General features: G+C 39.0%; 11 protein-coding genes and 1 other RNA gene. 8 read left to right on the forward strand and 4 right to left on the reverse strand.

Annotated features, from left to right (window positions below; translation table 11 throughout):
* The first annotated feature begins 538 nt into the window (after positions 1–538).
* Complete coding sequence (locus ACFILT_RS05645) at positions 539–781, forward strand: hypothetical protein (RefSeq protein ID WP_375678437.1); 243 nt, start codon at positions 539–541, stop codon at positions 779–781.
* 753 nt (positions 782–1,534) lie between these two features.
* Here ACFILT_RS05645 and ACFILT_RS05650 read toward each other — a convergent pair.
* The gene (locus ACFILT_RS05650; protein WP_375613594.1) at positions 1,535–2,116 is read right to left on the reverse strand and encodes a disulfide bond formation protein B; all 582 of its coding nucleotides are present in this window, start codon (positions 2,114–2,116) and stop codon (positions 1,535–1,537) included.
* A 10-nt stretch (positions 2,117–2,126) separates the two neighbouring features.
* Positions 2,127–2,279 (reverse strand): DUF5993 family protein, encoded by a 153-nt coding sequence (locus tag ACFILT_RS05655; RefSeq protein ID WP_273790835.1) that lies wholly within the window; start codon positions 2,277–2,279, stop codon positions 2,127–2,129.
* Between the two features lie 856 nt (positions 2,280–3,135).
* Between ACFILT_RS05655 and purE the strand changes: the two genes are divergently transcribed.
* From purE to ACFILT_RS05675, 4 genes are all read left to right on the forward strand, one after another.
* On the forward strand, positions 3,136–3,633 hold the full coding sequence (gene purE, locus ACFILT_RS05660) for a 5-(carboxyamino)imidazole ribonucleotide mutase (RefSeq protein WP_375610656.1): 498 nt from the start codon (positions 3,136–3,138) through the stop codon (positions 3,631–3,633).
* A gap of 1 nt (position 3,634) precedes the next feature.
* A complete protein-coding gene (locus tag ACFILT_RS05665; RefSeq protein ID WP_375678436.1) occupies positions 3,635–4,810 on the forward strand; it encodes a 5-(carboxyamino)imidazole ribonucleotide synthase in 1,176 nt (391 codons plus the stop codon).
* A 3,134-nt stretch (positions 4,811–7,944) separates the two neighbouring features.
* Complete coding sequence (gene ykgO / locus ACFILT_RS05670) at positions 7,945–8,070, forward strand: type B 50S ribosomal protein L36 (RefSeq protein ID WP_004863016.1); 126 nt, start codon at positions 7,945–7,947, stop codon at positions 8,068–8,070.
* 157 nt (positions 8,071–8,227) lie between these two features.
* Positions 8,228–9,013 (forward strand): tetratricopeptide repeat protein, encoded by a 786-nt coding sequence (locus ACFILT_RS05675; RefSeq protein WP_375678435.1) that lies wholly within the window; start codon positions 8,228–8,230, stop codon positions 9,011–9,013.
* Positions 9,014–9,760: 747 nt separating this feature from the next.
* Here ACFILT_RS05675 and ACFILT_RS05680 read toward each other — a convergent pair.
* Positions 9,761–9,928 carry a hypothetical protein gene (locus tag ACFILT_RS05680; RefSeq protein WP_375678434.1) on the reverse strand — a complete coding sequence of 56 codons (168 nt, stop codon included), beginning with the start codon at positions 9,926–9,928 and terminating at the stop codon, positions 9,761–9,763.
* 177 nt (positions 9,929–10,105) lie between these two features.
* Here ACFILT_RS05680 and ssrS point away from each other — a divergent pair.
* The 3 genes from ssrS to ACFILT_RS05695 all read left to right on the forward strand — a co-directional run bounded on the left by ssrS (position 10,106) and on the right by ACFILT_RS05695 (position 12,055).
* A non-coding RNA gene (gene ssrS, locus ACFILT_RS05685) (6S RNA) lies at positions 10,106–10,266 on the forward strand.
* 343 nt (positions 10,267–10,609) lie between these two features.
* Positions 10,610–11,215: a 5-formyltetrahydrofolate cyclo-ligase gene (locus tag ACFILT_RS05690; RefSeq protein WP_375678442.1), complete on the forward strand. Its 606-nt coding sequence runs from the start codon at positions 10,610–10,612 to the stop codon at positions 11,213–11,215.
* An 18-nt stretch (positions 11,216–11,233) separates the two neighbouring features.
* Complete coding sequence (locus ACFILT_RS05695; RefSeq protein WP_375613599.1) at positions 11,234–12,055, forward strand: TIGR00282 family metallophosphoesterase; 822 nt, start codon at positions 11,234–11,236, stop codon at positions 12,053–12,055.
* 350 nt (positions 12,056–12,405) lie between these two features.
* Here the strand turns inward: ACFILT_RS05695 and ACFILT_RS05700 are convergent.
* Positions 12,406–12,685, reverse strand: a 280-nt coding sequence (locus tag ACFILT_RS05700) for a helix-turn-helix domain-containing protein (RefSeq protein WP_375678433.1), incomplete at its 5' end; no start/stop codon positions are given.

Genomic DNA, 12,685 nt, shown 5'->3' on the forward strand with positions numbered 1-12,685 from the left:
CCCCACACCCTCTCTCCTCAACACCCCCACCTCTTCATCCCCCCAATCTTCTCTCCACATTCCATGCCATGATAAAATCATACACCCCACATAAAGTCCCAGCTTCCTTTTTTGCACATTTCCGTTTTTACGCTTTTACATATTTACAGAAAGCAGAAAATCTGTAAAAAATGCATTACACAATAACGTTTTCAACAACTGTCATTAAAATCTCGCCTCCCTTTTCATCTAACTCCCCCTATTTTCACTGAAATCATAGATATAAACCGCCCTATTATTGTATTGAGCAGCATAAAATTTTTCGAAAAATTCTAACGATCAAAAGGGTGCATAAGAAGCATTTTACGACTTTTAAAAGAATTTTTATTTACACCCAGTGCTTTTTTGTAACGTAGAAGAGCACATTTAATTAATTGACTATAAGAAAGTTTGAAATGAGAGAAGCTTTTCGTTTTTCTCGTTCAACATCCACAACGATAACTCCTTTTTATAAATCAATTTTTTTCGTAATACAAAACGCACCAAAAGGAATAGACTTGTGTTGCATATTCACGCGCTTGTTTTAAAGAAAGATCTCTCAACGCTCATCACACCCATTTTGCAAAACGCCGCCCGTAAAGAAATGGTAAGCCCCCATGAAGTATATAAAATCCTTTCAGCCCTCCCCTATCTTTACGCTTATGGAAAAACACGTTTACGCTTATGGAAGAACAAGGCCGGCATCATCACAAAAACTCTGCCAGCTCCCAATGTTGCAGACAGCCTTCTGTTCAAGAGATAATTCATTAAAGGCTTGCCTTTCTTGTACAGTTTTGACCCACATGCACGCCCCACCACTTATGATGTACAAGCCAAGTAATTTTAATTGATTTAATATGAGAGAACTGGTGATGAGAAATTTTATTATATTCAGCAACGCGCTTCACGGTAAAAAATGGTTATTTATTATTATAAATCAATATATTAATAAAGAAGAGAGTCATCATCAAGACGCTTACCTTTTTCTAAAAAAAGGCTTCACACTGAAAGAAAACATCTAAAACTTAGATAAAAAAAAAGGTTTGCTTCTAATAAACAAACCTCTGCAGAAAATTATTCACATAACTTTCAAAATTTTAAATTAATCCCTCTAGAAGCAATAAAAACGCTTTAGAAGCACCAAAATGAATACAAAGATCAATTTAACACAACGTTAAGAAAAATCAAGAACAAAAAATTTTTATCGTTAATGCACCTTTAAAAAACGAGGCTTCTTAACCTACGCGGCTCAAAAGTCCGGGGCTTCTCTACAAACGCCTCCAAGCCAATCAATCCCTTCATCTCTCTCAAAAGACAGCATAAAAGGTTCACAGTACAAGTCTTCGCTAAAAAAATATCAATCGCCAGCGCTCATAAAAGCCAGCGTTGGTATAAAAGATCAGATTATCGAACAATCTTGCTAAAATGTCTTCCCAATAAATAAAAAAGAAGCGGATTCTTAAATATTTCCGCCTCTTTAACAATAAAAACTATGATGAGGGATTATTAAAAAATTTCAAGACTGTGAAGGGAACCAATTTGATAACAATTCATACCTTACAGGATCATCGGCACACTGCCCACCACCACATTCCAGTATGGTAGAAATCAAATTTGCCGCAATCAAAAACACAAATAAGAAACTTGCCGCTTTACTCAAGACTGGAAAAGGAGAAAATTCTTTGAACTTGTGTGCCAACTCGCCTAAAATCATGACAAATGAGACAGCAAAGATACAAAGGACAGAAATAATGAAAGCCCAAGTATAAAAATGCAATCCAAAGAATGTTGAACCATATCCTAAATCATCGGGTGTGATATGCAAAAACACTTGCCGTGCTGCCACAGCACTGGTTACCATACAACCAAGAATAACCATACCATAATGGGTATTTTTCACCTTATGGTGAATATTGAGTAAGAACCCACAACCTGCCAGCATCAATCCAACGCGCTGCAGCAAACAAAGGGGACAAGGTAACTCAAACTTTACCAATTGATAATAAAAAGCCACCACCAAGACAATAGATAACCCAAAGAGTCCTAGCGTATTCATAAAGATGACGAAGTGAGGATTTTTTTGTTCAACATGTTCCATGGCTATTCTCTCAAAAAGATAAATTTAAAGTAGAAGTTGCGTGATGATTGAAAGTGAGAAGAATGACAACGAATAAAATTGCCCACAAAGCATAACTTATATTTTTTTTGCCACACATAGTCGTTACTGCAGTACCTAAAGCGATTAAAAATGGAAGAAACATAGCTTTTAAATCTCCTTTACATCCGTTGTTTAACTCTTATTTATTTCAGCGTTCACCATATTACAAAATTGGGCAAAAAAGAGACCATGGATTTATTATTCACAATTCGTCACTCGCGATTGATATTGCCATTATATTTAAGTGAAAAAACGATATAATCGCTCAGAAGCACATCTCAACAAAAGCGTTAAAAGCACAAAAGCATTGATTATTCGCTTCCCCTTATATCAGCCATTGTTAAAGATATATCGACAATTATAAAGATTATATCCCCTATAAAGATTATATCCCCTATAAAGATTATATCCCCTATAAAGATTATATCCCCCACTCACAAAAGAATCACTTGAACAACAAAATAAATAGGCTTTGAAATCGAGAGATATACATCTCTTTTTTTCTCAAAAGAATATCCTCATTTTGCAACACATTTTTGACATAAAAATCTCTTTTTCTCATAAGCAATGTTTCAAATTGCAACAGATTTTATATCATATGGTGATCTTGTTTATTTTAGCAAATAAAAAATAAGACATTTTTTTTAAAAAAACTTATAATCAATGGCTTTTCCCCAATACATTTTTCCCTCTTATCTTAAATAAAAGACAATACCGCAAGCTCAACAGCCTCATGGGTCCCACGCCACCCCGTGACATTACCCTCCCCCTCACAAGAAGTGCTTCATGCCTTCAATACTTTAGTTTTTCATCTCTCGAGATCCCCTTTAAATTTTTAGCTTTCCGCCTTATTTGAAAAATAACTGTTTCTCTGTCATCAATTGGCTTTGCAAAAAGAATATAAAACTTTAAAAAAATAATGATAAAGAATCGCATTGAACCTTTGAAAAGGATAGAGAATGATGAAAAAATCATGTGATGTGGCGATTTTAATGGGGAGCCAATCGGATTGGCAAACGATGTGCCATAGTGCAGATATTTTGACGAATCTTGGTATTTCTCATAGTTCGCATATTGTCTCAGCACACCGAACTCCTGAACGCCTTTATCAATTTGCAAAAGAAGCAAAAGAAGCAGGGTTTAAAGTTTTAATTGCCGGTGCGGGGGGTGCAGCGCATCTTCCAGGTATGTTAGCAGCCCTTACTCCTCTTCCTGTTTTTGGCGTTCCAGTGCATTCTCACTCTCTTTCTGGTCAAGATTCTTTGCTTTCAATCGTGCAAATGCCAGCAGGGATACCCGTCGGCACATTAGCAATTGGCAAAGCAGGTGCAATTAATGCAGCCCTTTTAGCCGCAGCCGTTATGGCCGTTTATGACCATGATCTCGCCCAACGATTAGAAGATTGGCGTCAACAACAAACAGCCAATGTCGCCCAAACGCCTGTAACGGAGGTTTAAAATGGCACCGTTTTTCAACACCTCCTCAGCCAACGCCTCCTCAACCAACACCACCTCGTCCAACACCACCTTAGCCAACACCACTCCCTTCACCATGTTACCTCCAGGCAGCGTCATTGGTTTAATCGGGGGGGGACAATTAGCGCGGATGCTCGCCATGGCGGCTGCAGAATTAGGATTTCGAACCGTTATTTTTTGCCCTGAAGCCGATTGCCCAGCCGCTCAAACAGCAAACAACCATATTGTTTCCTCCTATGACGATATATCAGCTTTAGATCATTTTATTTCTCAGTGTGATGTTGTCAGCTATGAATTTGAAAATCTTTCGCTTCAAACGGTTCAATATGTAGAAAAGAGTAAGCCTGTTTATCCTTCTTCCAAAGCATTAGAGATCACGCAAGATCGACTTTTTGAGAAGCAATTTTTGCGTGATCAAGGGATTGGCACCGCGTTATGGCACGCTGTTGACAATTCTTCTTCTCTTCTTTCCGCTCTTGATACCTTAGGCGGACGTGGTCTTTTAAAGACGCGTCGTTTTGGTTATGACGGAAAAAACCAGATCAAGCTTGATCACCCAGATGAACAGACCCTTGACGAAGCCTTAAGGACTTTTCAGGAACAGCCTTGTATTTTAGAAGAAATAGTCCCTTTTTTATCGGAAATTTCGGTTCTTTCGGCACGTACAAAACAAGGAGAACATATTTTTTATGACTGCCCTGAAAATCAACACAAAAATGGTATTCTTCATAAGTCCTTTGTTCCATCACATATTCCACTTGACGTGCAAAAAGCAGCTCAAGAAATCAGTGTAACAGTCATGGATGCCCTCGATTATGTTGGTGTTCTTTGTATTGAACTTTTTGTCTTAACGAATGGTCATCTTTTAGTGAATGAATTAGCACCGCGTGTCCATAATTCTGGTCATTGGACACAAAAGGCATGCATAACTTCACAATTTGAACAGCATATCCGTGCTATTTGCGGACTTCCCTTAGGCAGTCCCTATCGCCATAGCGATTGCCAAATGACCAATCTTCTTGGTAACAATTTTAGCACGTTAAAATATTTTCTGAAGCAAGAGCGCACCTCGATCCATTTATATGGCAAAAGCACTGTTCACCCCAACCGCAAAATGGGGCATATCATCCAATTACTGGGACCAGCCAACAAATCTTAAGCCCACATATATACAAATACTTTTTCACACTTTTCCCCCCAATGAACTGAAAAAACAACTTCTCCCCCACACCGATAACCATCGGCTTCAAAAGCGCCCCTAACCTTTTAATTCGCCCCTAGCAGGGCTTCACGCCCTCCTACAAGCACTGCTCTTTTAAAAACATCACCTCTTTCCCCTCCAAACCGCTTCATCCTACACGAACATCTCATCCGCCCTCAAAAACAAAACTTCACTCCACACCGATATCCAAGCAGCACAACAAGCGCTCCCAACCCTTCAACTCCACCCCCTAGCTCTTCTCCTCTTCCTTTTCTCAAAAATATCCCCCCACGGCTAAAAACAATCCACCAGCCCCCAACTTCACTACCCCTCCACCTCCCACAGCATAAATATTCCCCTATAACATACGCAGCCCCTTCATTTTTCTTTTAATGCCAATCTTTAAGAAATAGACTGATCTATTGCACCCCATAGATACCAATCCCCATGATTGCGCTTTTATTGTCTCTAGCTTCTCTTCTTATGTTCATTTTTTCACAAAAGCATTTTCACAAAAGCATCGTTTTGTTTTCCATAAAATCGCTGCAAAGAGGTAAAACGTATTACTCTCCCCAAACAACTCTCGAGAATTCGGCCCAATATCAGCCAGACGATAGCCCCCTCCAGCATAGCAACTTTCTTCTTTTTCTCCTCTCTCTTTTTCCTTCAACGGATAGAAGATTTTCTCCTTTCGTTAATTCCCCCCCAACACATTCCTCGAAAAGGTTTCCTGAACTTCTCCCCAAAGGCTTAAGTTTCTTCTTTTCAGATCAATTTTTCTTCTCTCACGCCCCCTCTCTTTTCAGCGCATCCATTTTCCTACCTTTTAATCCTGTTAAAACAATGAATTATAAGGTGCATCACCACCGTATAATGCGCATTGGTTTTATGGCATCTCTTTATTGCATCTCGCACAATTCTTTATGAACTCCCCTTATCGTAAACGCACTTTGTTTACGCATATTCTTAACCACCCATAAGAGATTGTCTGTAACTCTCTAATCCTGCTCAGCAATGACATTCGTCACCCCCAACAGACCAGCGCTTCATGAAGTTCCCACAATTTTTCTCAATCCAAGCTTCTTTCAAGAGCACCTAATAATTTATAAATATAAATGTTTATTTTATTATCCTGATAAAGCTAAACTATACTTTTTAATACTATTATTTTAACACTATCATTGCCTTTAAAACGCTCATTATGCGAAAAAATACTTCACTTCTAACAATAATAAAATAATTTCGCTTGTATCTTATCTTAATATGTGATTAACGTTCAGCACAAACTTAGATCTTTTTATAGCAAAGATACCATACAAAAGGGGAAAATAATGGAGGGTATCTCTTCAAACAAACTCAAAGATGAAAACAATGAAAATAAAGAAGAAACTTTAAATGCGGCACAGTCTGTTCCTCCCCAAAAACGTAAAGGGGTCCATTTAGACATATGTTGTTCCTCTTTCTTTTAACCTTTCGTAAACCCATTGTTTTCGTAATAAAAATCCTAGCGATAGGCTTTTTATTAATGGCAGGAATTCTTTGTCTAACATACCTCGCAGTAGGAAGAGAGTCATTACCCCTATCGATCGGGATACCAATGATCATTACGTCAGCTCTCTTTGGCATTTGCAACATGTATATAAATTGGTATTATGACATGCTTTTATTACGTTTATCGCCAGACAATGTGAACCTTTCACTCTTTCAATAAACATCATCATAGACCACCCTTGGGAAGATCAAATTTTTCTACAGCATGGATATTAAAAGGAATTCAAACTATCCACGTTCAAGAGCCAAAGTATATTCTCACTATACTGGTTCCCTCACCGGATAATTTGAATTCCCCCTCCGTTTGACAATATCCAGCACTCCACCCACATAGAAATAATTGGGTTGCAAAAAATCATAAACTATTGCCTTAAAAGAGAAATTTATGCATAATCTTTCACTCTAACAGCACAGATTTAATCCCTCATTAAAAGTACCGAGCGCTCCGCTCCGTCCCTGATCTCCACGTCAAAGATATAATTACAGGATATGATTACAGCACTAAGCTTATCCATTCCCAAACCAAACATCCTCTCACCCCTCACGTAAAATAAAAGCCTCAAACAGAAGACACTTGTGTTGCCAATTTACGCACTTGTTTTAAAGAAACACTTGGCCAATGCACATTGCCACCACTTCACAACAGTAGCCCCCGTCATAGAGTGAAAGCTCTCGGTAATAGCTTAAACATTCATAGTGCACCACCCCTCTTCAAGCTTATGAAGCGTAAACACCAACCTCATCACACCGCTTTGTCAGCCCCCAATGTTACAACACTCTCTTGTACTTGAAAGCATTCATAAAAGACCGTTTTATTCCTTATCTTCAAGTATCTTTACCATAGATCAATCCCGCTTATGATATGCAAGCAGCGAATGCTATGCTTAAAGATACACAGATTTGCAATGAGAAAACCTTAAGACTATGCAAAACTCTTATTTTACTATGTTTTCTCTGAACAATAGAAATTTATCCTTATCAATTCATCATCTTTGTCATCATCATGCGGTTTATTTTTTAGGTTTTAAGAATAAGCCTTAAGAATATCCTCACACACGAACAAAAAACACCTCATGTTATAAATTTTACATGAGCCTTACTTAACGATGATATGTTACGAAAAAACAGGATTATTTTCTCACAAATAGGAAGCTTTTACTTTTTTTCACTCTTTGTGCTTTTTTGTGTCCTTCTTTACGAGAAATTTTTTACCTTCAAGGCCAACCCTTAACACACCCTAAGGAATTTGTAAGGGATATACCCTTGACAAGAATAAGACTTCTTGTTAAATCTCTCCTACTTTTTTGCAATTTTCACTTATCGTTGTGCTAATGAAGTGGTTAATGCGTACCTTAAGAGTGCGCTTTTCTTTTTGTGATCACAGTGAAAAAGTGTATCGTGTGATGTTATCATGCAAGTACGATATCGCAATGCAATGCTCATTAAAGTGAGCAGTCTATTGGGGTTGTAATATTGTATTTTCGTGTTTTAATATTGTATTATAGTATTGTGTTACGTAAACTATTTAAACGGTGAATATGATGAAAATTAAAAATTCGCTTAAAGCACTAAAAGAGCGCCACCGTAACAATCGTTTGGTGCGTCGTAAGGGTCGTGTTTATATTCTTAATAAAACGAACCCACGTTTTAGAGCACGTCAGGGCTAATTCTTTTAGGACTAATTTCTTTAGGATCAATATTTTTATGCCTACTTTGATTGTAGGCTTAAAAAATTTTTCTTGCGTTTTTTTGGTTATAAGTCCGTTGATTACAAGTCTAGTATTTGATAATATTTGGTGATTTATCTTTTGGGGGCTTGTTTTTATGGATTCTTCTATTTTTTTAAAAGCCTTTCGATTTTTTCAGCTGCGTTTTTTCTGTATTTTTCAGCGTGCGTTTTTTCTTTTTTTTGTTGGCGTTTTTTGTTTTGTTCCCTCGAGCTATGGGCAAAATCCTCCTTCTCTTCCTGAAGATCGGCCTTCTCCACAATCGCTTTTACCGTTAGATGATCTTATTCCCAATTCTCCTCCCCCTTCCTCAACGCCCTCCGATTCTGATACTTCGGCGGTTATTCTTGAAGATCTTGACAAAGAGCAGCTTTCCCATGTTGACAGAGTTAAGCAGCGCAAAGAAGCAGAAATTTCACGTTTACTCAAAGAATTGAAATATTGTGCTGATGTTGCTAAAGCGAAAAAGATCAGTCAACAGCTTCAACATTTATGGTCCCAATCGGGGAGCGAGACGATTGATCTTTTGATGTCATGGGCTGAAAATGCACTCAACAGCGACGATTATGGACTTGCGCTTGATTATATTGACAATGCTCTTGCACTTTTACCTACTCATTCTGAAGCTTGGATAAGACGCGCTTGGATTCACATTCAACTGAACGATTTCAAGCTTGCCCTGCTTGATCTCAACCATGCTCTTGAACTTGAGCCGCGCAATTATAGTGCTTTTTTTGAACTTGGCGTTGTCATGGAAGCAACGGAGCGTCCAAAACTTGCTCTTAAAGCTTATGAAACAGCATTGGATTACTATCCACAAATGCGCAGGATTCAAAAGCGCGTGCAAGCTCTATTAGACGAACAATCACCACAAGCTCTTTGAAACCATTCAAGAACGAGACGCTTTACGGCATCTTTTCAAACCTAGATAAGACGCAAGCCGGCTTCACATTCCACTCAATAAACTGCCCCTGCTTATACCCCCCCCCACACACAATTGACAGTGCCTTTTTTGAAACTTAGCCATTACTATGGAAGCAACAGAGCGTCCAAAACTTGGCTCTTAAGATTGATGAAACAGCATTGGATTACACTCCACAAATGCGCAGGATTCAAAAGCGCGTGCAAGCTCTGTTAGACGAACAATCACCACAAGCTCTTTGAAACCATTCAAGAACAAGACACTTTACGGCATCCTTTCAAACCTAGATAAGACGGCAAAGACCTGTTTCACATTCCACTCAATAAACTGCCCCTGCTTATAACCACACCATCACCCCCCACACAATTCACAGTGCCTTTTTTGAATTTGGACTTTTTTTGTATTGCAGGCATCTTCCAAACACTGCCAATATACTCCCTACAGAATTTCTTCTCATAGCAAGCAAACGCTTCCACGCCGGAGTCCTCTTCAGCCGTTTCTTCTTTTCACACCTTCCATCATGGATAAAAAAATTTGTAAACACGATCCTCAAAAAATACTTTTTGAAAAAAGCTTAAAACATCGCTTAGCGCCTCTGATAAACTGTCATCGTCTGTTTTTTATTTTTGAGCTTCAACCATAGCAGCACATACCGTATCGGCTCTCCTCCACCCCTCAAAGTTGATAAAACAGCCCTGAAATATGGCTTCACAAAGCAAAAACTTCAAAGGTGCAACACCAATTCAACCAACATCCTTGAATAAGAAATATTCCTTTCAAAACTCCTCCAAGCATTACCCCCGAAACATAAAAATCAAGCACTGTCCCAAAAGAGCCAATCAAGCCATTGCCAATAAACCGTTCTACGTCACTCAATCACCCACCCCCACTCATATTTTTGCTTTTTTACTTTGAATAAGCCATCCATCATACAGCCATTTCGAGCAACCACCGACAATATCATCAATCTCTCCTGAAATACTTTATGAAAAAGAAGAGAGCGAGGTTATTTTATCTCTAGCAGAAGCTCTGAAATTGTTTTATATTAAGGAGGGTGTTCTGCGCTTCTCGACAGGAAATAACGTATTCCTGAGACCTTAATGATCTCCAAGGGAGCTGTCCCTGATCAAGCCCGTGGGCTTTTTCATATGGCGCCCACCTATTTGTATAGGTTCCCGGGATCAGCTTTTTCCATCGGCTGTTGTGGATCACCCTTTATTTATATAACTTTTTTACATCAAATTTTTCCAGCTAAAATTGAGAGCGTCCTTTTACATAAGACCAATGACGATACTCTCTTTTCAAGAAATAAAAATTACGATAGGCTTTATTTTATAAAACAAACAGCACTTACAAATAATCCCCTCTGTGAATCTGCTTCACCTCTTCGCACGCAAGCAACGCAAAAGCGGCTTGTCGCACCAAGATGCCCCCTAAAGAGCACACACTTTTTTTCATGCTTTTTTTTCATGAGCACAGCTCTTGGTCCATACAGAGATTTACAAAACGCCAACAATGGATAAAATACCAGCATCTTATAAAACAATTGACGAGACAATGACAAATAATCCCCTCTATGAATCTGCTTCATCCCTTCGCACACAGCAACGCAAAAGCGGTTTATCGCGTCGTGATGCTCTTTTAACAGAAGAGCGTGCACTCTTTTCGCAGCATGCTTGTTGCCACTTTATTGAATACCTTGAAAAGAAGGGCACCGATTTTTCACGCCTCATTTTAGCAGGCTATTGGCCCATTAAATCGGAAATTGACCCGCGTCCATTACTGAATGCTGTAGCGTTACGCGGTGGGCATTTAGCCTTACCAGCAGTTCTTGATTCCACCACCATGATTTTCCGTGCATTTTCGCCCAGCACGATTTTAGAGCCCATGCGTTTTGGCACCTTTGGTCCGGGTGCAGACAATGACGTTGTTGCCCCCAATAATATTATTGTTCCACTTTCTGCGTTTGATCGTCAATGTCACCGTCTTGGCTATGGAGGAGGATACTATGACCGTGCTATTGCAGCTCTTGAAAAACAAGGGCATCAAATGATATTATGGGGCATAGGATTTTCATGTCAGGAGGTTTCCTCTATTCCTCCGACAGAATATGATCTACAGGTACAAGGAATTTTTACAGAAAAAGGTTTCTTAAAATGTTAAAATGTGATTAAAGCGCCTATGCGTTTTTTATTTTTAGGTGACATTGTTGGTAGCACAGGCTGTAAAGCTGTTTTTGAACACCTTCCTCAACTGATTGAGAAATGGCAGCTTGATTTTGTTGTGGTAAATGGTGAAAATGCCTCTGGTGGTTTTGGTCTCACACAAGAAACGTATCAAGATCTTTTGATAACCGGTGTTGATGTTGTCACCACAGGTAATCATGCTTTTTCTCACAAAGAAGCATTGCAGTATGCCCATGAGAGTGATCGTTTTTTACGCCCTGCCAATTTTTCGAAAGAAACTCCTGGAAAAGGTTCTGGTGTTTTTACGGCAAAAAATGGCGCCCGTGTTCTTGTCGCCAATCTGTTGGGCAACGTTTTTATGCCGTGTAAAGTAGAAGATCCATTTGAAACAGCGGAAAATATTCTGCTTGCCTGTTCGTTGATGGAGCAAGCCGATACGATTATTTTTGACTTTCACGCAGAAACGACAAGCGAGAAGCAATGTTTTGGCCATTTTCTTGACGGTCGTGTGAGTGTTATCGTTGGCACCCATACGCATATTCCCACGGCTGACGCGCAAATCTTAGAAGGTGGGAGCGCCTATTTAACAGATGCAGGCATGTGTGGAGATTATAATTCCTCTCTTGGAATGGATAAAGAAGAACCCTTACACCGTTTTCTTTATAAGACAAAGCAAGATCGTTTTGAACCGGCGTGTGGTCCCGCCACCCTTTGTGGTTTAGCGGTTGAGATTTCAGATCGCACCGGTTTAGCAGAAAAGGTCTCGGCGGTACGGATTGGTCCTCATTTAAAGCCTGAAGTTCCGGATTTTTGGTAGCTTCTTTTAAGCCGCCCCTTTGATAGTTTCTTTCCAATATTTCCTTTTGAGAACTCTATTTGGCAAGACGACTTTTCCAGCCCTTCCCAAATCCCTACTAAAAACACCCCGCCCTCCAATTTGCCTAATACAGCAACTTTTCTAGCACAAACAAGTCACTCTTTTAAAAAAAAATAAAAGATAAAGGATAAAGGATAAAAATTTTCGTGATTTTTAAAACGATGAGAAGGAGGTTTTATTTGGACATTTCTGCGGGGGGGGGGAGGAGAAATGTTAACCCCCTTCTCTAAAAAAAGCTTTATATAATAATTTATTATTTAGCAAGAGCCTCTTTAATCTTTTTTTTGATTCTAACGAAAATTTAATCTTAAAATTGCTTTCTGCTTTTTAGCTTTGAGCTCTCTAAAACTTTTCAAAAGGATGTGCTCCTCTTTGCTTGCGATCCCTTCATCACAGCAATACAAGACGTTTTCTTTTGTCGAGAGATCCGTATAGAAAAAGGCAATAGGAACATTAAGAATATCGGCAATTTCCTGTAAACGCCCTGCGCCTATACGATTAGAGCCTTTTTCATATTTTTGGATTTGTTGAAAAGTCACACCTAACTGACTGCCTAATTTCTTTTGTGAC

Source organism: Bartonella sp. AP7XZML, assembly GCF_042195745.1.
Taxonomy (GTDB): Bacteria; Pseudomonadota; Alphaproteobacteria; order Rhizobiales; family Rhizobiaceae; genus Bartonella.